This window comes from Achromobacter sp. (assembly GCF_057314935.1).
On the sequence record NZ_DBHKZA010000003.1, the window covers coordinates 11855 to 32948 of the forward strand.

Here is a 21094-nt window from a genome sequence, read left to right on the forward strand (position 1 = left end):
ACAACTACCCCCGAAGATCGAGATACCGCCTCGCCACCCGATACCCCACAAACACAAAAAACCCCCCGCTATTGGCCACCAACCAGGCCCCCAACCCGCCCAGCAGCGCCACAACAGGCCCCACCGCCCGCACATCCCCCTGCGTCCACGCGATCACGCCGAGTCCGCCCACCGCCACCAAGCCGATCGCCAGCCACTTCACGATCACCAGCCCTGCCGACCGGCCCGCCATCAGCATCACCACCGCGATCGACAACGCCAGTGCCGTCCCGGCGCACACCGCCACCAGCGCAAACGCCGCCCAGGCCGAACCCACGGCGCGCAGCACAAGGCTAAGAACTTCAATGCCGACGCCCAGCCCGCCCGTCATCACCAGCACCGACAACGCCAGCGGCGACCACATCCCCGGCGGGATCCGCCTGGCATCCATATCGGCCACGAACCGATGCATGGCCACCGAGGCGGACGGGTCCGGACTTCCGGCCAGCGCAGCCTCTACCCGGCGGCACTGCGCAATCAACGCATTCAGGCCCGCGCCAGAGGATGGCATCACAGCCTCGTCACGCCGGGCGCATGTTCCGCCACCGTATTGCGCAAGGCCGCCATCGCTTCCTGCACCGCCAGCGGCCTGAAAGCGTCTTCGCGCCAATACATCGCCACCGACCCGAATCCGGACAAGCGCACCGGAATGATCCGCATCGCCCGCATCTGCGAAAACCGCAGCGCGGCGCGGTGCGAGGCCACGCCGATCATGTCGCTGTTGTTGATCAGCGTCAGGTTGATCGTCACCGAATTCGATTCCACGTGATCCGGCGGCGGCGCCTGACCTGCGGCCGCCAGCGCGGCGTCCACCGCATTGCGGATGGGCGTGCCCTTGGGCCACAGGATCCAGCGGTACGACAGCAGGTCCTGCCAGCTGGGCTGCTCGATCGCGAACAAGGGGTGGCGCGGGCGCGCCACCAGATGAATGGGTTCCAGATACAGCGCCTCGAAGCGGATCGCCGGGTCGTGATGTTCGGGCGCCGAGCGGCCCACCACGATGTCCAGATCGCCCTGGGCCAGTTGCGCCAAGAGGCGGTCCGTCGTGCCCTCCACCAGCTTCACGCGCGCCTGCGGCATCCGTTCCAGCAGCTTCATCACCGCCAGCGGCACCGTGTCGGAGGCCGACGCGCCGGATGCACCGATCACCACGCGGCCGCCACCGCCCTCACGCAGCGCGGCCATGTCGGCGCTGGCGCGGTCCAGCTGGGACTCCACGCGCTGGGCGTGGGCGATCAGCACGTCGCCATGCGGGGTCGGACGCAGGCCGCGCGCATGGCGCTCGAACAGCGGCAAGCCGATATCGTCTTCCAGGTCTTTCAGCCACTTCGACAGACCCGGCTGCGTGGTGTTGAGCATCGCGGCCGAATGGCTGATGTTGCGGGTCTGCGCGAGGCTCAGCAGCATCTTCAGATTGCGCAGCCGCAGGCGGTGGGTCCAGTCCATGCGGGCCCTCGTCGGATGGAGGTTGTCTCGTATGTATATTGTTATTCGTATGGATAATAAGATAATTTCATTATTAAACACATAGCTGCTTACCCATAATCGTCTCCATATCCGGACCAGCCGCGAACCACGCGGCGGCCACCCGTAGAAGCCGGCAATAGCCGGACATACTGGAGACAACCATGCCCGACGGCCACACCGCCGGCGCCGATCATGCCGCCGACCGCGCCGCTGATCGCGCTGCCTATTACGCGCGCATCGCCAAGAAGCACATGGCCCCCCTGTGGGAGTCGTTGCACAACCTGGTGCCCCGCCAGCCCGCCCCGCGCTGCGTGCCCGCCCTCTGGAAATACGACGACGTACGTGACGACGTGATGGCGTCCGGCTCGCTGATCACCGCCGAAGAAGCCGTGCGGCGCGTGCTGATCCTGGAGAACCCCGGGTTGCCGGGCCAGGCCAGCATCACGCAGAGCCTGTACGCAGGATTGCAATTGATCCTGCCCGGCGAGATCGCGCCCAGCCACCGCCACACGCAATCCGCGCTGCGTTTCATCGTGGAAGGGCGCGGCGCCTATACGGCCGTCAACGGCGAACGCACCACCATGCACCCGGGCGACTTCATCATCACGCCGTCCTGGACCTGGCACGACCACGGCAACGCCGAAACCGCCGAGGGCGGCGAACCCGTGGTCTGGCTGGACGGCCTGGACATCCCGCTGCTGCGGTTCCTGGACGCGGGCTTTGCCGAGAACTACCCGCAGGCCACCCAGCCCGTCACGCGGCCCGAAGGCGACAGCATGGCCCGCTTCGGCCACAACATGGCGCCGGTGCGCCATCAGGCCACAAGCGGTACGTCGCCCATCTTCAACTACCCGTACGAACGCAGCCGCGAAGCGCTGGACGCGCTGTACCGCCACGGTGAACTGGACCCCTGGGACGGCGTGAAACTGCGCTACCTGAATCCAGCCACGGGCGGCTACCCCATGCCCACGATGGCGACCTTCATGCAGCTGCTGCCTGCCGGCTTCCAGGGCAAGACCACCCGCAGCACCGACTCCACGGTGTACAGCGTGGTGGAAGGACGGGGCACGGCGCGCATCGGCGACCAGGAATTTCATTTTGGTCCGCGCGACGTGTTCGTGGCCCCGTCCTGGCTGCCCGTGCAACTGGCCGCGCTGGAAGACGCCACGCTCTTCAGCTATTCCGACCGCCCGGTGCAGGACGCGCTGGGCCTGTGGCGCGAAGAACGCATCGCCTGAGCCCGCGTGGCTTGGCCACATCCCGCTTTTCCCTCCCTCTTTCAAGGGTGATCCATGTCTTTCGTGTTTGCTCCCGCCGCCCCCGTCGCCGTGCCCATCGCCGGCGGCCAGGATGCCTTCCCGGTCCGCCGCGTTTACTGCGTGGGCCGCAACTATGCCGCCCATGCCCGCGAAATGGGCTTCGACCCCGACCGCGAACCGCCGTTCTTCTTCTGCAAGCCCGCCGACGCCGTCGTTCCGGTGGCCCAGGGCCAGACGCTGGACCTGCCCTACCCGCCCGAGACCGCCAACCTGCATTACGAGATCGAACTGGTCGCGGCCATCGGCCAGGGCGGGGCCAACATCTCCGTGGATAACGCGTTGCAGCACGTCTGGGGCTACGCCGTGGGCCTGGACATGACGCGGCGCGACCTGCAGATGAAAATGCGCGAAGCCGGCCGCCCATGGGAACTGGGCAAGGCCTTCGACCAAAGCGCGCCCATCGGCCCGCTGCACCCGGCCGCGTCGGTCAACGGCATCGACCAGGCCGCCATCTGGCTGCAGGTCAATGGCGTGGACAAGCAACGCAGCGACATCGGCAAGCTGATCTGGTCCGTCGCCGAGACCATTGCCTACCTGTCCAAGTACTTCCGCCTGGAAGCGGGCGACCTGATCTACACCGGCACGCCCGAAGGCGTCGGCCCCGTGGTGCGCGGCGACACGATGACAGGCGGCGTCGACGGCCTGGGCACGCTCAGCGTGCGCATGGTGTAGGCATGCGATACGACACCGATGTGATCATCGTGGGCGCCGGAGTCGGCGGCCTGGTGTTGGCGTTGAGCCTGCATCAGGCCGGCATCGCCTGCCGCGTCTACGAGGCCGTGCCCGAGATCAAGCCGCTGGGCGTAGGCATCAACTTGCTGCCCCACGCCACCCGCGAACTGGACGAGCTGGGCCTGCTGCCCACGCTGGACGCGATTGCCGTGCGCACGCGCGAATCCGTGTTCTATACGCGCCACGGCCAGTTCATCTACGGCGAACCCGCCGGCCTGGACGCCGGCTACGACTGGCCCCAATACTCCATCCATCGCGGCGACCTGCAAATGGCGTTGTGGGCGGCCGTGCGGCAACGCCTGGGCGACGACTGCGTGACCGTCAACGCCCGCTGCACGGGCGTGGAGCAAGACGCCGACACTGTCACGGCGCGCTTCAAGGACAACAACGGCAATGCGCTGCCGCCCGTCCGCGGACGCATCGCGGTCGGCTGCGACGGCATCCATTCCGCGCTGCGCAAGCAGCTCTATCCGCAAGAAGGCGCGCCCCGCTATTCCGGCGTGAACATGTGGCGCGGCACGACGCGATGCAAACCGTTCCTGTCCGGCGCCAGCATGGTCCGGGCGGGCTGGCTGTCGACGGGGAAAATGGTCATCTATCCCATCCGCGACAACATCGACGCCAACGGCGACCAGCTGGTGAACTGGGTGGCGGAAATCGAAGCCGCCGAACCCGCCGTCCGCGACTGGAACCGCAGCGGCCGGCTTGAGGATTTCTTTCCCGCGTTCTCCGATTGGCATTTCGATTGGCTGGATGTCGCGCGCCTGATCCAGGACGCCGATGCCGTCCTGGAGTACCCGATGGTGGACCAGGACCCGTTGCCCACCTGGACGAAAGGCCGCATGACCTTGCTGGGCGACGCGGCCCACCCGATGGTCCCCCGCGGCTCGAATGGCGCAGGCCAGGCCGTGATCGACGCCCGCTACCTGACCGGGCAACTCAAGCGCCAGGGACTGACTCCCGATGCGCTGCAGGCCTATGACCGCGCGCGGGTGGAGGCCACCACCCGCGTCGTCCTGACCAACCGCAGCAATCCGCCCGACGCCATCCTGCGCGAGGTACATGAACGGTCCGGCGACCGTCCGTATGCGCGCATTGACGACGTGATCAGCCGCGACGAGCTGGAAGGCATTTCCCGGCGCTACAAGCAAGTAGCCGGTTTCGACCCCGTGGCGCTGAAAGCACGGGCGCCCTACGTGTAGTGCCACCAGGCGCGGCCCAGGCCGCCGCCGACATCAAGCCGGCGCATGACCGGCGACAGGAACTGGAGACAAACCATGTGCAAGTTCATACGCCTCCTCGGCGCCGCGGTCCTGGCGTTCTCGGCCGCGGCCAGCCACGCGGCATGGCCGGAACGGCCGATCACGCTGGTCGTTCCGTTCACGCCGGGCACCGGCATCGACCTGATCGCCCGGCAACTGGCGGCAAGCCTGCCCCGGACGCTGGGGCAACCCGTCGTGGTGGAGAACCTTGCGGGCGCCAGCGGCAATATCGGCAGCGAAAAGGCCGCGCGCGCCGACGCCGACGGCTACACCTTCCTGGTGACGGTGAATACGTTCGTCATGAACGCCAGCCTCTACAAAGGCAAGCTGCGGTTCGACCCGCAAAAGGACTTCTCGCCGGTCGGTCTGACGTCCTGGGGTTCCCTGCTGCTGGTCACGCATCCGTCGAACCCTGCCAACACCGTCGACGACGTGGTGCGCGCGGCCAGCGCCGCGCCGGGCAAGCTCAGCTACGGCACGCCTGGTGTCGGCACGCCGCACCACCTGTCGATGGCGCTGTTCCTGGACCGCACCCACACCGCCATGCTGCACGTGCCCTACAAGGGCACGGCGGGCGCCGTCACAGACATGCTCGGCGGCCGCCTGGACTACATGTTCCTGCCCGTGCATGTGGCGCTGCCGCAAATCAAGGCGGGCAAGTTGAAGGTGATCGCCACCGGCAGCCCGAAGCGCCTGCCGCAATTGCCCGACACGCCCACGCTGACGGAAGCCGGCCTGCAAGGCGCCGACGTGGACATGTGGTACGGCGTGCTGGCCCCCAAGGGCACGCCGGCCGCCATCGTCGACCGCATGAACCGGGAGATCAACGCCATCCTCAAGACGCCGGCGACGGCCGCCGCCTTCGATGCGCAAGGCATGGTCCCCGCGACCTCCACGCCCGCCGATTTCGGCGCCCTCATCGGCCGCGACGCCAGGCGCTGGGACGACATCGTCGCCCGCACCGGCATCACGGCCGAATAGGGCCATCCCCACGACCTTCCGCCCCTACCGACGCACAATCCATGCAACTCCACAGCTTCTTCAACAGTTCGACTTCGTACCGCGTGCGCATCGCGCTGGCGCTCAAGGGCCTGCCCTACGAATACCTGCCCGTGAACCTGCGCAAGCAGGAGCAGCGCGCCGCCGGGTATGTGGCCAAGAACCCGTCGGCGGGCGTGCCGCTGCTGATCGATGGCGACACGCAGTTGTCGCAGTCGCTCGCCATCGTCGACTACCTGGACGCCACGCATCCCGAGCCCCGCCTGATCCCGGCCGATACGCTGGCGCGCGCCCGTGTGTTGGAACTGTCCGACGCCATTTCCTGCGACATCCATCCTGTGAACAACATGCGCATCCTGCGCTATCTGCAGGACGTGCTGGGCGCGACGGATGAACAGAAGACCGCCTGGTACCACCACTGGATTGGCGAAGGCCTGACCGCCGTCGAGGCGCTGCTGGCGCGCCACGGACACGGCGCGTACTGCTTTGGCGACGCGCCCACACTCGCCGACTGCTGCCTGGTGCCGCAGGTGGCCAACGCGCAGCGCATGGGGTGCGACCTGTCTGCCTACCCGCGCATCCTGCGGATCTTCGACCACTGCAACGCGCAGCCCGCGTTCCAGGCCGCCGCGCCCGCGCGCCAGCCCGACTACACCCAATGACGACGCCCATGCAAGAACCCGACACCCACGGCGCGCCGCTGCGCGAATATACCGACCCGGCCTATCGGCCGCTATGCGCCAACCTGGCCGACGTGCGCGCCAACATCGACCGGCTGGACGACGAGATCGTGCGCCTGATCGCCGAGCGCGCCATGTACGTCAAGGACGCGGCGCGGTTCAAGCGCGACGCTTTCCAGGTCAGCGCGCCCGCGCGCCAGGCCCAGGTCTTCGACAAGGCCCGCGCGCTGGCCGAACGCCACAACCGCGGCTTCGCCAATCTTGAGCAGGTGGTGGACGCCACGTACCGCGCGATGGTCGCCGCCTTCATCGCCAACGAGCAAACCTATTTCAACACCATGAAAGACGTGGGAGACAAGCATGAATAAGTCCCGTCCGCTGACGCTGGCCCGCCACGCGGCCGCGCGCGCCTTGATGCTGGCGCTGGCGGCCTCCGCGCCGTTCGCGGCCGCGCATGCCACCGACGCGTGGCCCGCGCAACCGCTGAAGGCCATCGTGCCCTTCGGCCCCGGCTCCAGCCCCGACCAGGTGGCGCGCATCGTCAGCGAAAAAGCCGGCGCCATCCTGGGCCAGACCATCGTCATCGAAAACAAACCTGGCGCCAGCGGCAATATCGGCACCTTCGCCATCGCCAACGCCAAGCCCGACGGCTACACCTTCGGCGTCTCCATCACCGGTCCGCTGGTGAACAACACGCTGCTGTTCGACAAGCTGCCGTATGCGCCTGCCACCGACCTGTCGCCGCTGACGCTGGCCGTGCACCAGCCCAACGTGCTGGTCGTGCCGGCATCCGCCGGGATCGGGAACGTGAGCCAATTGCTGGATGCGCTGAAGCAGAATCCGGACAAGTACAACTTCCCCTCGCCGGGCGCGGGCACCGTATCGCACCTGGCCGTCGAACTGCTGCTGCAGCAGATCGGCGCGCGCGCGACGCATGTTCCCTACCCCTCGTCGCCGGCCGCGCTGACCTCGCTGCTGTCGGGCGACACGCAATTCGCGGCGCTGCCGCCCATTGCCGTCATGCCGATGGTCAAGGATGGCCGGCTCAAAGCCTTGGCGGTCACCTCTTCCAAGCGCTCGGCGCTGCTGCCCGATATCCCCACCTTGGCCGAAGTCGGCGTGCAGGGCATCGAGGGGTCCGCGTGGATCGGCTTCGTGGTGTCGTCCAAGGTGCCGGCCGACATCCAGAGAAAGCTTTCCGATGCGCTGATCCAGGCGATCCGCGACCCCGAGGTCGCCAAGCGCCTGCAAGCGCAGTTCATGGACCCCGTCGGCAGCACGCCCGCCGAGTTCCGCGCCTACATGGATGACGAGCTCAAGCGTTGGGAACCCCTGATCAAGAAGCTGGGCATCAAGGGCCAGTGAACCGCGACACAAGGCAGCAGTGCATGACACGCAAGGAGAAGCAGATGTTGATCAATGAACCCGCCCGCCAGGTCCCGCTCTATGGCGAATACGACGTCGTGGTGCTGGGCGGTGGCCCGGCCGGCGTGCTGGCCGCCACCAGCGCCGCGCGCAATGGCGTCAGCGTCTTGCTGGTGGAGCGCTACGGCTTCCTGGGCGGCATGGGCACGGCCGCGGGCGTGTCCAACTTCTGCGGACTGCATGCCAACATCCACGGCGACATCCGCCAGGTCGTGCACGGCATGACCGATGACTTGCTGGATCGCATGCGCGCCATGGACGGCTTGAACGATCCGCATCTGATCCTGGGCAAGATCCACGCCCAGGCCTACGACATCTCGGCCTTCAAGTGCGCGGCCGACAGTCTGGTGCAGGACAGCGGCGCTCACGTGCTGTTCCATGCGCTTGCGACGGGCGTCGCGCGCGCCGAAGATGGCCGCGTGGACGCCTTGTTCCTGGAGACCAAATCGGGCCGCTATGCCGTGCGCGCCCGGGTGTTCATCGACTGCTCGGGCGACGCCGACATCGCGCAATGGGGCGGGCTGCCGTTCGAAAAAGGCGACGAACACGGCCACATGCTCTACCCCACCCTGATGTTCAAGGTGGGCAACGTGGACGGCGCGCGCGCGCAAGAAGCCTGGAAGACCATTCCCCTCTTGATGGACCAGGCGGCGGCCAGCGGCGAATTCACGTTCCCGCGCCGGGGCGCCATCGTGCGTCCGCAAAAACACGACTACGAATGGCGCGTGAACGTCACGCAATTGGCCAACGCCGACGGCAGCGCGGCCGATGGCACCGATGCCGGATCGCTGTCGGCGGGCGAACTGGAAGGCCGCCGCCAGATCATGCAGTACCTGGGCTTCCTGCGCGCCAAGGTGCCGGGCTTCGAAAACGCGTATGTGCTGGACATCGCCCCGCAACTCGGCATTCGCGAAACGCGCCGCATCGTGGGCGAAACGGTATTGACCAAGGAGCATGTGCTGGGGTGCGCCGATTTCGAAGACAGCATCGGCGTGAACGGCTGGCCGCTGGAAATGCATACGGCAGGCGACGTGCAATGGGTATGGCCGCCCATCCCCGAATCGCGAGGCTACAACCAACTGCCGTTCCGGATGATGGTCCCCAAGCGCGGGACGGGCGTCGCCGACAACGTGCTGGTGGCCGGCCGCTGCGCGTCCATGACGCACGAAGGCCAGTCGGCCGCGCGCGTCAGCGGCAGCTGCTTCGTGATGGGTGAAGCCGCAGGCACGGCGGCGGCGATGGCGCTGCGTGCGGGCATTGCGCCGTCGGACATCCCTGTTGCGGCCTTGCAGGCCCAGTTGAAGCGCCAGGGCGCCTTCCTGGGCGGCCAGGAATGACGGGGCGCGGAAGACAATCATGAACACGTCCAAGACAACCCCTCAGCCGGTCCGGTCCGTCATTGTGGTGGGCGGCGGCATCGGCGGCCTGGCCGCCGCACTGGCGCTGACCCGCCAAGGCATCGCAGTGCAACTGCTGGAACAGGCCGCGCACATCGGCGAGATCGGGGCCGGCATCCAGCTGGGGCCGAACGCCTTCGCCGCGCTGGACGCGCTGGGCGTGGGCCAGACGGCACGCACGCGCGCGGTCTTCACCGACCACATCATCATGATGGACGCGGTCGACGCCCAGGAAGTGGTGCGCATCGACACGGGCGACGCGTTCCGCGCGCGCTTCGGCGGCCCGTATGCCGTGATCCATCGCGCCGACATCCACCTGTCCATCCTGGAAGCCGTGCAGCAGAACCCGCTGATCCGCTTTCGCACGTCCACCCAGATCGCGGCCATGTCGCAGGACGGCAACGGCGTCGAGGTCATGGATACGAACGGCAACCGCTACCGCGCGGATGCCGTGGTGGGCGCGGACGGCGTCAAATCGGTGATCCGCGAACGCACGGTGGGCGACCCGGCGCGCGTAACCGGCCACGTCGTCTACCGCGCGGTGGTCGAACGCGACAACATGCCCGAAGAATTGCGCATCAACGCACCCGTGCTGTGGGCCGGCCCGCACTGCCATCTGGTGCACTACCCCTTGCGCGGCGGCCAGCAGTACAACCTGGTCGTCACCTTCCATAGCCGCGAACAAGAGGAATGGGGCGTGCGCGAAGGCAGCAAGGAAGAAGTGCTGTCGTACTTTCAGGGCATCCACCCGCGTCCGCACCAGATGCTGGACCGCCCCACGTCATGGAAGCGCTGGGCCACCGCCGACCGCGAACCCGTCGAGCACTGGGGCCAGGGCCGCGTGACCCTGGTGGGCGACGCCGCCCATCCCATGACGCAGTACATGGCCCAGGGCGCGTGCATGGCGCTGGAAGACGCCGTGACGCTGGGCGAAGCCGTGCATCATTGCGGCCACGACCTGGAAGCCGCCTTCCGCCTGTACGAATCGGTCCGCATCCCGCGCAGCGCGCGCGTGGTCTGGTCCACCCGGGAAATGGGCCGTTTGTATCACGCGCGGGGCGTGGAACGCACCGTGCGCAACCAACTGTGGACTGGCCGCAGCCAGTCCCAGTTCTATGACGCGTTGCAGTGGCTGTACGGCTGGAAGGTGGAGAACTGCCTCGCGCCGAAATAACAAGAGCACAAGAGGAGACAACATGAAGAAGCGCCCTATCCGCGGCACCGCCGCCATCCTGCTGGCATTGGCGGCCTCCGCGGCCGCCGCGCAGCAAAAGCCGGTCGACATCGGCTTCATCGGCACGCTTTCCACGCCCGCCGGCTACATCGGCGAGGACGAGCGCGACGCCTTCATGCTGGCCGTGAAAGAAGGCGGCGGCAAGCTGGGCGGCGTGCCCGTCAACGTGCGCGTCGAAGACGATGCGCTCAAGCCCGCCAACGCCAAGCAGATCGCCGACAAGATGGTGCAGGACGGCGTGCGGCTCTTCACGGGTGTCAACTTCTCGAACGTCATGGCCGCCGTCGGCCCCACGGTGCTGAACGCCGGCGGCTTCTACGTCAGCCTGAATGCCGGCCCCTCCAACTACGCCGGCAAGGCTTGCAACCCGAATTACTTCGCCGTCGCCTTCCAGAACGACTCGTACGCCGACACGGCCGGCATCGCGGCCAACGAACTGGGCGTCAAACGCGTAGTCGTCATGGCGCCCAATTACCAGGCCGGCCGCGACGCCGTCGCCGGTTTCAAGCGTGCCTACAAAGGCGAAATCGCCGAAGAGATCTACACCAAGCTGGACCAGTCCGACTTCTCGGTGGAACTTGCCCGCATCCGCGCGCTGAACCCTGAGGCCATCTTCCAGTTCCACCCCGGCGGCGCGGGCATCAACCTGACCAAGCAGTTCGCCAACTCGGGCCTGTCCGAGAAGATCCGCATGATCACGCCCATCTATTCGATGGACGACCGCATGCTGGCCGCCACCGGCACGGCAAGCAAGGGCTTCTATCTGAGCTCACTGTGGAGCGCCGACCTGGACAACGCGCAAAACAAGCACTTCGTCGAGGCCTTTACCAACGCCTATAAGCGCCCGCCTACCGCCTACGCCGCCCAGGCCTACGACACCGCCAACCTGATCGCCTCGGCGCTCAAAGCCGTCAACGGCGACGTCACCGGCCGCGCCGACGACTTCCGCAACGCATTACGGAAAGCCGACTTCCCCACCGTGCGCGGCAAGTTCAAGTTCGGCCCCAACCAGCACCCGATCCAGGACTGGTACCTGCTGCACATCGAGGCCGGCCCCGACGGCAAGCTCGTCTACAAGAACCAGAAGGTGCTGGCCCGCGAACACACGGACGTGCATGCCGCGGATTGCAAGATGTAGGCGAAAAGGCCGCGGCCAGCGGCCCTGCCGGAAACAGCGGGAGCCGGGACCCGCGCAACGGGCGAAAGCGCAGCAACGTGCCTAGTCCTGGCTTTCACAAAAGCTCAGGCGGTTGCCGAACGGATCGGTAACCGCCAGCACCCGGCCCCAAGGCGCCTCTTCCACGCCCGGCCGCATATAGCCGTACTGGGTCGCGGTCAGCTCGGCGTGATACGCATCCACGCCCTGCATCCGCACAAACACCGCCGACCCCGGCGTGGCGTCGCCATGATGTTCGCTCAAATGCAGGATCAGGTCGCCGCGATGCACCTGCGCATACAGCGGGAAGCCCGCCTCGAAGCGATGCTCCCAGTCCCAGGAAAATCCCAAATAATTCAGATAGAACTCGCGCGCCTTCTCGACCGAGAAGATACGCAGAATGGGGATGGCGGCTGAAAATTGCATGATGGAAGCCCGGATGACGTGCGTAAGCACGCAGCATAAATCCGCCCAACGCATTCGCAAGCGACGATGGGTTACACGCGACGTGCGATCCCACATGGGAGACCGCCACCAGTAGCGCGAAGCGACCACAACCCGACGCAAGACGCCGCGTAAGCCCCACAAGGCCGCCCGCGCGGCCGGCATGGGGCGGGCCCCGCAAGATCCTCTCCACCCCACCGCCGGTGACAAGCACCTTAAGAAACAGGCCGTCCCCGCTGACGCGAAATTGCAGACGACAAAGCCCGTCGCGCCGGTGGCCCGGGGTGCGAGGGGCGTCGATAAGCCCGAGGGAATCTGAAGGCAGCGGCCGTAGGCCGCAACGAAGATGACGACGGGGCAGTCCGGAGCGAAGGCTCCGGACCGCAATCGTTGACCCGAGCACCCCGGGCCACCGGCGCGGCGGGCGTCTTAAGAACTCGCCCAGCCGCAAATCAACCAATCAACCAATCAACCAATCAACCAAAAATCAATTCAAACTAGCCCCAGAAATCTTAACGATCTCCTGATACTTCGCCTTCTCGCCCTTGACGAACTCAGCAAACGCCTCTGCCGTCATCGGCCCTGTCTCCGACCCCATGGTCAACAGACGCTGCTTCACGTCCGGCTGCTGCATCGCTTCCGAATACGCCTTGTTCAGCTTCGCCACCACAGGCGCCGGCGTGCCACCGGTCGTGAACACGCCGAACCAGGTTCCAAGATCGAACCCCTTGACGCCCGACTCTTCGACCGTCGGCACATCCGCCAGCAACGACGAGCGTTTGGCGGTCGTGACCGCCAGGGCCTTCACCTTGCCGTCCTTGATCAACGGCGCGGACGCCGCCAGATTGTCGAACATGAAATCCGACTGGCCCGACAGCAGCGCCAACTGCGCCGGCGCCGCGCCCTGGTAAGGAATGTGCTCGACATTGATGCCCGCGCGCGCCTTCAACAGCTCGCCCGACAAATGGCCCGCGCTGCCGTTGCCGCCCGAACCGTAGTTCAGCTTGCCCGGATTCTTCTTCGCGTACTCGATCAAATCGGCCAGCGTCTTGATGTTGTTTTTCTCGGCGAACTCCACGTTCATCACCAGCACGTTCGGCACCGAGGCGACGATCGTGACCGGCGCGAAATCCTTCACCGGGTCGTACGGCAGGTTGGCGAACAGCCAGGGGTTGATCGCATGCGTGGCCACCGCGCCCATCACCAGCGTGTAGCCGTCGGCCGGGGCCTTGGCCACCAGGTCGGCGCCGATGTTGCCGCCCGCGCCGGAGCGGTTTTCCACGATCACGGCCTGGCCCAGCGAACCACGCACCTTCTCGGCCAGCATGCGGGCCATGGTGTCCAGCGGGCCGCCGGGCGGGTAAGGCACGACGAAGCGGATCGGCTTCGTCGGGAAATCAGTGGCTTGCGCCAGGGCGGGCGCGCAGAAAGGCAGGGTGGCGGCAAGCGCCACGGCGCCTTGCAGCAGTGCGCGGCGCATAGCGCGGCTAGGGGTGGTCGTCATGATGTTGTTCTCCTCACTCCGGATCAATGGCGGTCCGTAGCATACCGCAGGAGCACACCTGAGTAACAAAGCGATACGACACCCAAAAGGCAGAAACTGCCGCCTCAACCCCTTAGTTATAAGAAAAAACCGCCCGAAGGCGGTTTTTTTGGCAGATTAATGCAGAATCTGGCTCAGGAACAACTTCGTCCGTTCGTTCTGCGGGTTGTCGAAGAACTCGTCCGGGCTGTTCTGCTCGATGATCTCGCCGCGGTCCATGAAGATCACGCGGTTGGCGACTTTGCGCGCGAAGCCCATTTCGTGGGTCACGCAGATCATCGTCATGCCGCTTTCCTGGGCCAGGCTCACCATCACGTCCAGCACTTCCTTGACCATTTCCGGGTCCAGCGCCGACGTGGGCTCATCGAACAGCATGATCTTTGGGTTCATGCACAGCGAACGCGCGATCGCCACGCGCTGCTGCTGGCCGCCCGACAACTGGCCGGGAAACTTCTTGGCCTGTTCCGGAATGCGCACGCGCTCCAGGTACTTCATGGCCGTCGCCTCGGCTTCCGCGCGCGGCTTCTTCAGCACCCACATGGGGCCCAGCGTCAGGTTTTCCAGCACGGTCAGGTGCGGGAACAGGTTGAAGTGCTGGAACACCATGCCCACGTCCTTGCGGATCGTCTCGATGTGCTTCAGGTCATTGGTGAGCTCCGTGCCGTCCACGATGATGTGGCCTTTCTGGTGCTCTTCCAGACGGTTGATGCAGCGGATCATCGTGGACTTGCCCGACCCCGAGGGGCCGCACACCACGATGCGCTCGCCTTGCGCCACGTCCAGGTTGATGTTGCGCAACACGTGGAACTGGCCATACCACTTGTTCACGTCCTGCAAACGAATAATGGCATCGGACATGCCTGTACTCCCGTAAATATCGCTGTGCGCGCCCGCCTTGCGGCGGACGCGCGGCATTGGCTAGCGTTTGTGATCCGTCGCAAGACGTTTTTCAAGCGCCTGACTGTACTTGGACATGGAAAAGCAGAACACGAAGTAGATCAGCGAGATGAAGAGATACGCCTCTACGCCGAATCCGCGCCATGCCGCGTCGGACAAGGCCGCCTTGGCTGCCAGCGTCAGGTCGAAGATGCCGATGATCACCACCAGCGACGTGTCCTTGAACAGCGCGATGAAGATGCTGACCAGCGGCGGGATCACGATCTTCAGCGCCTGCGGCAGGATGATCTTGCGCATCTGCTGCCAGTAGTTCAGGCCCAGCGAATCCGCGCCTTCGTACTGCCCCTTCGGGATGGCCTGCAAGCCGCCGCGCACCGTTTCCGCGATGTAGGCCGCGGCGAACATGATGATGGCGATCTGCGCGCGCAAGAGCTTGTCGATGGAAAAGCCTTCCGGCAGGAACAAGGGCAGCATCACCGACGACATGAACAGCAGGCTGATCAGCGGCACGCCGCGGATCAACTCGATGTACACGACGCACAGCGCCTTGATGGCCGGCATCTTCGAACGCCGGCCCAGGGCCAGCAGCACGCCGATGGGGAACGCGAAGGCGATGCCGAACGTGGACAGGATCAGCGTGAGCGGCAGGCCGCCCCAGCGCGCGTTTTCCACATAGGTCAGGCCGAACACGCCGCCCCACATCAGGAGCGCCACGGCGGTGAGGCCCACGGTCCAGATGACGGCCAGCTTCCAGTTCCAGAAACGGCGGATGCCGCTGCAGACGATCACCGCCACCAGGATGATGGTGGCGATCAGCGGACGCCACTGCTCGTCGAACGGATAGGTGCCGAACAGGATCAGCCGGTGCTTCTCGATGATGAACGCCCAGCAGGCGCCACCCGAAGCACGGCATTCCTGCGCGTTCGTCGCATTGAAATTGGCTTTAATGAAGGCCCATTCCACCAGCGCCGGCACCGCCATCAGCAGGAACCACGCAAGCAGTACCGTGATGAGGATGTTCAGCGGCGACGAGAACAGGCGGGATTTGAGCCACGGCCACGCGCCCACGTGCGTGCTGGGCGGCGGCAGGCCTTCGCTGGGGGTATGCGTAGTGCTGCTCATCTCAACGCTCCACCAGCGCGATGCGCTTGTTGTACCAGTTCATGAATATCGAGATCGACAGGCTGACCGTGAGGTACGCGCCCATGATGATGAGAATGCCCTCGATCGCCTGGCCCGTCTGGTTCAGCGTGGTGTTGACCACCGACACGATGTCCGGATAGCCGATGGCGACCGCCAGCGAGCTGTTCTTCGTCAGGTTCAGGTACTGGCTGGTCATCGGGGGGATGATCACGCGCAGCGCCTGCGGCAGGATCACCAGGCGCAGCACCTGCTTTCTGCGCAAGCCCAGCGAACCGGCGGCTTCCCACTGGCCGTTGTTCACGGCCTGGATGCCCGACCGCACCACTTCGGCGATGAACGCCGACGTGTAGATCACCAGACCCGCCAGCAGCGCGGCGAATTCCGGCGACAGCGTCAGGCCGCCCGAGAAGTTGAAGCCCTTCAGTTCCGGCATGTCCAGCGTCAGCGACGCGCCGCTGACCAGCCAGCCGATGAACGGCAGTCCGATCAAGAGACCGATGGCCCAGCGGCCCAGCGGGAACATGTGGCCGGTGGCCTCATGGCGCTTCTTGCCGTAATGGCCCAGGAAGATGATGGCCACGATGGCCAGTCCCAGCCCGGCCAGCATCCAGTCCAGCGAGTTGCCTTCCAGCCCGGGCACTTTCAGGCCGCGGTTGGAAATGAAGACGCCCGGCAGCGGGTTGTGCGCCTGGCGCGGGCCCGGCATGTTCTCGGTGATGAGCGCGTACCAGAAGAACAGCTGCAGCAGCAGCGGCACGTTGCGCATCACCTCGACATACACCGACGTGATCTTGGCCACCAGCCAGTTCTTGGACAGGCGGCCGATGCCGATCAAGGTGCCGAGGATGGTCGCCAGCACGATGCCGATGACGGCGACGCGAAGGGTGTTGAGCAGGCCCACCAGGATGGCGCGGCCGTAATCGTTTGCGGGGGTGTAGGCGATGGGCGTTTCGCCGATCGCGAACCCGGCCTCGCGGTTCAGGAACCCGAACCCCGTGGCGATGTTGCGCACGGACAGGTTGTGAAGCGTGTTGGAAACCAGGAACCACACGGCCCAGGCGACCGCTGCCAGCGCAAGCACCTGGTAGACCACGGAGCGCACGCCGGGGTCGTTCCAGTTCAGCCGCCGGCGGGGCGCCGAAATCGGGGCGTTTTTATTGGAAGTCGTCATGTTGAATCTACAGAAGTCGTACACCGGGTGGCAAAGCCGGCAAGGCCACGCCCCCCACTCCTGCCGCCCGCCCTATGGCGGGGTAGGGCCGGTTAAGGCCCTAGGCAAAACGGAGCCCGAGGCTCCGTTTTGCCAGGCAGCCGTGTGTTAGCGCACCGGCCAGCCGTACATCAAACCGCCCTGCTTGTACGACGCGTTCAAACCGCGCTCCAGCTTCATCGCGCTGTTCTTGCCCAGCGTGCTTTCGAAGCTTTCACCGTAGTTGCCCACGTTCTTGATGATGTTGTATGCCCACTTGTCATCGACGCCCAGGTTCTTGCCCATGCCCGGGGTCACGCCCAGGATGCGCTGGATGTTCGGGTTGGGGCTCTTGGCCATTTCTTCGACGTTCGCCTTGGTGATGCCGTATTCCTCGGCTTCCAGCATGGCGTTCAGCGACCAGCGGACCACGTTGAACCATTGCTCGTCGCCCTGGCGGACCATGGGGCCCAGCGGCTCCTTGGAGAAGTCTTCCGGCAGGATGATGAACTTGTCCGGATTCTCGAGCGTCGTGCGGGTGGAAGCCAGTTGCGACTTGTCGGTCGTGAAGGCGTCGCAGCGGCCGGCCGAGAAGGCGCGGATGATTTCGTCGTACTTGTCGATCACGACGGGCTTGAATTCGATCTTCTGGCCACGGAACCAGTCAGCCAGGTTCAGTTCGGTGGTGGTGCCCGGCTGCACGCAGATGGTGGCGCCGTTCAGTTCCTTGGCGCTCTTGACGTTCAGGTCCTTCGAGACCATCACGCCTTGCGAGTCGTAGTAGTTCACGCCCACGCCGATCAGGCCCAGCGTCGTGTCGCGGGTCAGCGTCACGGTGGTGTTGCGGGTCAGCACGTCGACTTCGCCGGACTGCAGTGCGGTAAAGCGTTGCTGCGTGTTCAGCGGGGTGAACTTGACCTTGGTGGCGTCGCCGAACATCGTGGAGGCGATGGCGCGGCACAGGTCAACGTCGATGCCCTTGTATTCACCCTTGCTGTCGGCGATCGAGAAACCCGGAATGCCCGTCGACACGCCGCATTGGACAAACCCTTTCTTCTTGACGTTATCGAAGGTCGCGCCCGCATTGGCGGCCGCGGATGCAGCAAACAGTGCCGCGCCAATAGCAGCGAGTTTCAGTACTTTCATCGTGATCTCCGTGTGGGATAAATCGAGCCGTACGCGGGCCGGGTTGGGCCGACGCATGGGGCGGATGGTAGCGTCCGCGCAGCAGGCGGCGCATCCGGGAATTCCCTTGAAATATAGGGACACTGGCGAAATCAAACGTTGTTTTCGTACGAAAACAGGGACGCGTTTTAGCGCGTCAGATTTGTCCTAAGACGCATTCATTTCGTTCTGGCGAAAACGTGTCCGACTGGTCACATGGATACGCTTTTTCACAGCCTGCCCACCAAGAGGCTTAGGCCACCTTACTGTCCCCGAGTTACTATTGCGGCTTCATCTGACAGCCGCCATGATCGAATTCCAACACGTATTCAAATCATATGGTCGCGGCCGCAATATTCTGGCCGACATCAACTTCCGCGTCAGCGCGGGAGAATTCGTTTTCGTATCGGGGCCGTCCGGCGCCGGTAAGTCCACGCTGCTCAAGCTGATCGGCGGGCTGGAGCCCGCCAGCCGCGGATCCATCCAGGTCAACGGCCAGCGGCTGGACAAGCTGCCCGCGCGCGCCCGGCCGTATCTGCGCCGCGCCGTGGGCGTCATTCTGCAAGACACCCATCTGTTGTTCGATCGAAGCGCGTTCGAAAACGTGATGCTGCCGCTGGCCGTCCAGGGGCAGCCCTGGGATTCGGCCGCCGCGCGCGCTCGCGCCGCGCTCGACAAGGTGGGCCTGTCCGGCAAGGAAGACCTGAACCCCATCGAACTGTCTGGCGGCGAACAGCAACGCCTGGCGATCGCGCGTGCCATCGTGAACCGGCCGGCCATCCTGATCGCGGACGAACCCACCGCCAACCTTGACCACGACAACGCGCAACGCATCATGAACGTGTTCCGCGACTTCAACCGCGTGGGCGTGACGACGCTGATCGCCTCGCACGACCAGGACCTCATGGCGCGCTACGCCACCCGCACCTTGCGCATCGACCCGGGCAAGTTCGCCGATTCCGCCGGCACCGCGCCCCCGCCCGACGCCGGGCAAGCGCCGCCCGCTGCGGCCCGCACGGGCGGCGGCCGCGCCGAGCCCGGCTTTGGCCATCCGGGAGAGTCCGCATGAACGCCTGGTTGCGGCAACACCGCTACGCGCTGATGGTCACCCTGCGCCGCCTGGCCAAACAGCCGTTTTCGTCCCTGGCCAATCTGCTGGTCATGGCCCTGGCGCTGGCGCTGCCGTTGCTGGGCAGCGCCATCCTGGTGTCGGTCCAGCCCGTGGCGCGCGAAATGTCCGTCACGCCCGAAGTCACCGTATTCATGCGCGTGGACGCGCCGGCCGGCGCCGCCGCCGACGTGGCCAAACGCATCAAGGACGACTACTCGCAAGACGTGCGCGCGGTGCGTGTCGTGGGGCGCGACGCCGCGCTGGCCGACCTGCGCGCCAACCCTGCCTGGCAGCAGGCGCTGGCCGTGCTGCCGGGCAATCCGCTGCCGGACGCCGTGGTCGTGACGCTGGCCGATGGCGACAACCTGGCCGGTCGCGCCGACAAGCTGGCGGCCGCCTGGAAGCAATGGAACCACGTGGACCTGGTGCAGCTTGACAGCGCCTGGGTGCAGCGGCTGGAAGCCATCCTGAGGTTCGCCCGCATCGGCCTGGGCTTCCTGGCCGCGTGCGTGGCGGTCGTGGTGCTGGCCACCGTGTTCAACACGGTGCGCATGCAGGCGCTGTCGCAGCGCGAGGAAATCGGCGTGGCCCGCCTGGTGGGCGCCACCGAATCGTTCGTGCGCCGGCCGTTCCTGTATCTGGGCGCGCTGTCGGGCGCCGTGGCCTCGCTGCTGGCCATCGGGGTTGCCGCCATCGCGCTGTCTCCGCTGAACGACGCCCTGCTGGGGCTGGCCCGCAGCTACGGCGCCGAGTTCGCCCTTCACCTGCCCGGCGCATCCGTGCTGATCACCGCCGTGGTGGCTTCGGCCGCCCTGGGCGCGCTGTCGGCCCGTTGGTCGGTCACGCGCAGCACGCGCTTCTGACGCCGCCCCGCTGCGGCCCGGTTCCCGATGCCCCGCGCCTTGGGAACCGGAGCGGGCCGCCGCATTGAAAATCCCGCCTAAAGCCACGTATGAAGCCCGATCCTCCCCGTGATCCGGGGAAAGACGCGCCATCCGCCCGGCTACGATGATTGCAAGCCATCCGGGTGAACGGCCGCTGACGCCTGCGGGCGCTTGCCCTCCAGGCTGCCCATCCCGCCAAACAGGAAACTGCGAGAAAGCGCGTTAAAAATCAGGGACGTATAGTATCGCCGCAGTTACAAGCATTTCCCCCGCTGTAAGCTGGGATATGCAAGAATAAAGCGACATTTTTTTAAACTTTTTGAAACATTCATTGTTTTACCGAGCGTCGTCCTTCGTGTCCCAATCGCTGTTCTTGCCCCTTAAGTCCCATGGTCGCCCGTCTTGAAGCCCGTGCAACGCGCCACTATTTCGATAGCGCGTTCCAGTGTCAGGCGGTGAAAGTGCTCCCCAACGAGTACTACGTCACCGACGAAGACCTGATGATCTCGACCGTACTCGGGTCGTGTGTCGCCGCCTGCATCCACGATCCGGTCACCGGCGTGGGCGGCATGAACCATTTCATGTTGCCGGAAGGCGACATGCAGTCGCCGGCCTCGGCCACGATGCGCTATGGCGCCTTCGCGATGGAAGTGCTGATCAACGAACTGCTGAAGGCGGGCGCCGTGCGCGACCGCCTGGAAGCCAAGGTGTTCGGCGGCGGCGCAGTGCTGAGCGCCATGCAGCAGATGAACATCGGTGAACGCAACGGCGAATTCGTCCTGAACTACCTGAAGACCGAAGGCATCCCGGTCAAGGCACAGGACCTGGGCGACGTGCACGCCCGCCGCATCAACTACTTCCCGCGCGACGGCCGGGTGATGGTGCGCAAGATGGCCCCGCACCATCAACGCGCCGAAGAGATCATCGCCAAGCGCGAGCAGGCGGCGGCCCAGAGCGTGCAGGCCAAGACGCAAAGCCCGCCGCGCGTCGAGCGTTTCACCCGGCCCGG

The 21094-nt window shown here is 65.6% G+C and carries 21 protein-coding genes; 13 read left to right on the plus strand and 8 right to left on the minus strand.

The window, feature by feature from the left end:
* Nucleotides 1-4: 4 nt before the first annotated feature.
* Together ACO6D5_RS01530 and ACO6D5_RS01535 are read right to left on the minus strand one after the other, a co-directional pair.
* Nucleotides 5-550, minus strand: a complete 546-nt coding sequence (locus ACO6D5_RS01530) for a hypothetical protein (protein WP_315847247.1) — start codon at nucleotides 548-550, stop codon at nucleotides 5-7.
* Complete coding sequence (locus tag ACO6D5_RS01535; protein WP_315847248.1) at nucleotides 550-1485, minus strand: LysR family transcriptional regulator; 936 nt, start codon at nucleotides 1483-1485, stop codon at nucleotides 550-552. Before ACO6D5_RS01535 ends, ACO6D5_RS01530 begins: the two co-directional genes overlap by 1 nt.
* Nucleotides 1486-1667: 182 nt before the next feature.
* On the opposite strand from ACO6D5_RS01535, the gene gtdA reads away from it, so the two are divergent.
* The 10 genes from gtdA to ACO6D5_RS01585 all read left to right on the plus strand — a co-directional run bounded on the left by gtdA (nucleotide 1668) and on the right by ACO6D5_RS01585 (nucleotide 11692).
* On the plus strand, nucleotides 1668-2744 hold the full coding sequence (gene gtdA / locus ACO6D5_RS01540) for a gentisate 1,2-dioxygenase (protein WP_485824448.1): 1077 nt from the start codon (nucleotides 1668-1670) through the stop codon (nucleotides 2742-2744).
* A gap of 54 nt (nucleotides 2745-2798) precedes the next feature.
* Nucleotides 2799-3497, plus strand: coding sequence for a fumarylacetoacetate hydrolase family protein (locus tag ACO6D5_RS01545; protein WP_485824449.1), 699 nt, complete (start codon nucleotides 2799-2801; stop codon nucleotides 3495-3497).
* A 2-nt stretch (nucleotides 3498-3499) separates the two neighbouring features.
* Nucleotides 3500-4759: a flavin-dependent oxidoreductase gene (locus tag ACO6D5_RS01550; protein ID WP_485824450.1), complete on the plus strand. Its 1260-nt coding sequence runs from the start codon at nucleotides 3500-3502 to the stop codon at nucleotides 4757-4759.
* A gap of 75 nt (nucleotides 4760-4834) precedes the next feature.
* Entirely contained in the window at nucleotides 4835-5800 is a 966-nt protein-coding gene (locus tag ACO6D5_RS01555; protein ID WP_485824451.1) for a tripartite tricarboxylate transporter substrate binding protein, read from the plus strand.
* A 41-nt stretch (nucleotides 5801-5841) separates the two neighbouring features.
* Nucleotides 5842-6480 (plus strand): maleylacetoacetate isomerase, encoded by a 639-nt coding sequence (gene maiA, locus ACO6D5_RS01560; RefSeq protein ID WP_485824452.1) that lies wholly within the window; start codon nucleotides 5842-5844, stop codon nucleotides 6478-6480.
* Between the two features lie 8 nt (nucleotides 6481-6488).
* On the plus strand, nucleotides 6489-6866 hold the full coding sequence (locus ACO6D5_RS01565) for a chorismate mutase (RefSeq protein WP_485824453.1): 378 nt from the start codon (nucleotides 6489-6491) through the stop codon (nucleotides 6864-6866).
* Complete coding sequence (locus ACO6D5_RS01570) at nucleotides 6859-7863, plus strand: tripartite tricarboxylate transporter substrate-binding protein (protein WP_315847255.1); 1005 nt, start codon at nucleotides 6859-6861, stop codon at nucleotides 7861-7863. The genes ACO6D5_RS01565 and ACO6D5_RS01570 overlap by 8 nt, the downstream gene beginning before the upstream one ends.
* Nucleotides 7864-7907: 44 nt before the next feature.
* Entirely contained in the window at nucleotides 7908-9260 is a 1353-nt protein-coding gene (locus ACO6D5_RS01575; RefSeq protein WP_485824454.1) for an FAD-dependent oxidoreductase, read from the plus strand.
* 19 nt (nucleotides 9261-9279) lie between these two features.
* The gene (locus ACO6D5_RS01580) at nucleotides 9280-10494 is read left to right on the plus strand and encodes a 3-hydroxybenzoate 6-monooxygenase (protein WP_485824455.1); all 1215 of its coding nucleotides are present in this window, start codon (nucleotides 9280-9282) and stop codon (nucleotides 10492-10494) included.
* A gap of 22 nt (nucleotides 10495-10516) precedes the next feature.
* Entirely contained in the window at nucleotides 10517-11692 is a 1176-nt protein-coding gene (locus tag ACO6D5_RS01585) for an ABC transporter substrate-binding protein (RefSeq protein WP_485824456.1), read from the plus strand.
* A gap of 81 nt (nucleotides 11693-11773) precedes the next feature.
* Here the strand turns inward: ACO6D5_RS01585 and ACO6D5_RS01590 are convergent, their stop codons facing one another.
* The 6 genes from ACO6D5_RS01590 to ACO6D5_RS01615 form a co-directional block, all read right to left on the minus strand.
* Nucleotides 11774-12136, minus strand: a complete 363-nt coding sequence (locus ACO6D5_RS01590) for a glyoxalase superfamily protein (RefSeq protein WP_485824457.1) — start codon at nucleotides 12134-12136, stop codon at nucleotides 11774-11776.
* A gap of 505 nt (nucleotides 12137-12641) precedes the next feature.
* Nucleotides 12642-13658, minus strand: coding sequence for a tripartite tricarboxylate transporter substrate-binding protein (locus tag ACO6D5_RS01595; RefSeq protein WP_315845267.1), 1017 nt, complete (start codon nucleotides 13656-13658; stop codon nucleotides 12642-12644).
* Between the two features lie 156 nt (nucleotides 13659-13814).
* Complete coding sequence (locus ACO6D5_RS01600) at nucleotides 13815-14555, minus strand: amino acid ABC transporter ATP-binding protein (RefSeq protein WP_315140741.1); 741 nt, start codon at nucleotides 14553-14555, stop codon at nucleotides 13815-13817.
* A 60-nt stretch (nucleotides 14556-14615) separates the two neighbouring features.
* Nucleotides 14616-15716, minus strand: a complete 1101-nt coding sequence (locus tag ACO6D5_RS01605) for an amino acid ABC transporter permease (protein ID WP_485824458.1) — start codon at nucleotides 15714-15716, stop codon at nucleotides 14616-14618.
* 1 nt (nucleotide 15717) lies between these two features.
* Nucleotides 15718-16908, minus strand: coding sequence for an amino acid ABC transporter permease (locus ACO6D5_RS01610; RefSeq protein ID WP_088591051.1), 1191 nt, complete (start codon nucleotides 16906-16908; stop codon nucleotides 15718-15720).
* Nucleotides 16909-17055: 147 nt separating this feature from the next.
* The gene (locus tag ACO6D5_RS01615; RefSeq protein WP_315845268.1) at nucleotides 17056-18072 is read right to left on the minus strand and encodes an amino acid ABC transporter substrate-binding protein; all 1017 of its coding nucleotides are present in this window, start codon (nucleotides 18070-18072) and stop codon (nucleotides 17056-17058) included.
* Between the two features lie 325 nt (nucleotides 18073-18397).
* On the opposite strand from ACO6D5_RS01615, the gene ACO6D5_RS01620 reads away from it, so the two are divergent.
* The 3 genes from ACO6D5_RS01620 to cheD form a co-directional block, all read left to right on the plus strand.
* Entirely contained in the window at nucleotides 18398-19159 is a 762-nt protein-coding gene (locus ACO6D5_RS01620; RefSeq protein WP_315845269.1) for a cell division ATP-binding protein FtsE, read from the plus strand.
* On the plus strand, nucleotides 19156-20064 hold the full coding sequence (locus ACO6D5_RS01625) for a cell division protein FtsX (RefSeq protein WP_315845270.1): 909 nt from the start codon (nucleotides 19156-19158) through the stop codon (nucleotides 20062-20064). The genes ACO6D5_RS01620 and ACO6D5_RS01625 overlap by 4 nt, the downstream gene beginning before the upstream one ends.
* Nucleotides 20065-20474: 410 nt before the next feature.
* On the plus strand, nucleotides 20475-21094 hold a 620-nt coding region (cheD, locus tag ACO6D5_RS01630), incomplete at its 3' end, for a chemoreceptor glutamine deamidase CheD (RefSeq protein ID WP_485824459.1).

What these genes read in the sequence shown, in the direction of transcription:
- ACO6D5_RS01530 (WP_315847247.1), bottom strand. Translation starts at nt 550, where the DNA reads ATGCCATCCTCTGGCGCGGGCCTGAATGCGTTGATTGCGCAGTGCCGC.
- ACO6D5_RS01535 (WP_315847248.1), bottom strand. Translation starts at nt 1,485, where the DNA reads ATGGACTGGACCCACCGCCTGCGGCTGCGCAATCTGAAGATGCTGCTG.
- gtdA (WP_485824448.1), top strand. Translation starts at nt 1,668, where the DNA reads ATGCCCGACGGCCACACCGCCGGCGCCGATCATGCCGCCGACCGCGCC.
- ACO6D5_RS01545 (WP_485824449.1), top strand. Translation starts at nt 2,799, where the DNA reads ATGTCTTTCGTGTTTGCTCCCGCCGCCCCCGTCGCCGTGCCCATCGCC.
- ACO6D5_RS01550 (WP_485824450.1), top strand. Translation starts at nt 3,500, where the DNA reads ATGCGATACGACACCGATGTGATCATCGTGGGCGCCGGAGTCGGCGGC.
- ACO6D5_RS01555 (WP_485824451.1), top strand. Translation starts at nt 4,835, where the DNA reads ATGTGCAAGTTCATACGCCTCCTCGGCGCCGCGGTCCTGGCGTTCTCG.
- maiA (WP_485824452.1), top strand. Translation starts at nt 5,842, where the DNA reads ATGCAACTCCACAGCTTCTTCAACAGTTCGACTTCGTACCGCGTGCGC.
- ACO6D5_RS01565 (WP_485824453.1), top strand. Translation starts at nt 6,489, where the DNA reads ATGCAAGAACCCGACACCCACGGCGCGCCGCTGCGCGAATATACCGAC.
- ACO6D5_RS01570 (WP_315847255.1), top strand. Translation starts at nt 6,859, where the DNA reads ATGAATAAGTCCCGTCCGCTGACGCTGGCCCGCCACGCGGCCGCGCGC.
- ACO6D5_RS01575 (WP_485824454.1), top strand. Translation starts at nt 7,908, where the DNA reads ATGTTGATCAATGAACCCGCCCGCCAGGTCCCGCTCTATGGCGAATAC.
- ACO6D5_RS01580 (WP_485824455.1), top strand. Translation starts at nt 9,280, where the DNA reads ATGAACACGTCCAAGACAACCCCTCAGCCGGTCCGGTCCGTCATTGTG.
- ACO6D5_RS01585 (WP_485824456.1), top strand. Translation starts at nt 10,517, where the DNA reads ATGAAGAAGCGCCCTATCCGCGGCACCGCCGCCATCCTGCTGGCATTG.
- ACO6D5_RS01590 (WP_485824457.1), bottom strand. Translation starts at nt 12,136, where the DNA reads ATGCAATTTTCAGCCGCCATCCCCATTCTGCGTATCTTCTCGGTCGAG.
- ACO6D5_RS01595 (WP_315845267.1), bottom strand. Translation starts at nt 13,658, where the DNA reads ATGACGACCACCCCTAGCCGCGCTATGCGCCGCGCACTGCTGCAAGGC.
- ACO6D5_RS01600 (WP_315140741.1), bottom strand. Translation starts at nt 14,555, where the DNA reads ATGTCCGATGCCATTATTCGTTTGCAGGACGTGAACAAGTGGTATGGC.
- ACO6D5_RS01605 (WP_485824458.1), bottom strand. Translation starts at nt 15,716, where the DNA reads ATGAGCAGCACTACGCATACCCCCAGCGAAGGCCTGCCGCCGCCCAGC.
- ACO6D5_RS01610 (WP_088591051.1), bottom strand. Translation starts at nt 16,908, where the DNA reads ATGACGACTTCCAATAAAAACGCCCCGATTTCGGCGCCCCGCCGGCGG.
- ACO6D5_RS01615 (WP_315845268.1), bottom strand. Translation starts at nt 18,072, where the DNA reads ATGAAAGTACTGAAACTCGCTGCTATTGGCGCGGCACTGTTTGCTGCA.
- ACO6D5_RS01620 (WP_315845269.1), top strand. Translation starts at nt 18,398, where the DNA reads ATGATCGAATTCCAACACGTATTCAAATCATATGGTCGCGGCCGCAAT.
- ACO6D5_RS01625 (WP_315845270.1), top strand. Translation starts at nt 19,156, where the DNA reads ATGAACGCCTGGTTGCGGCAACACCGCTACGCGCTGATGGTCACCCTG.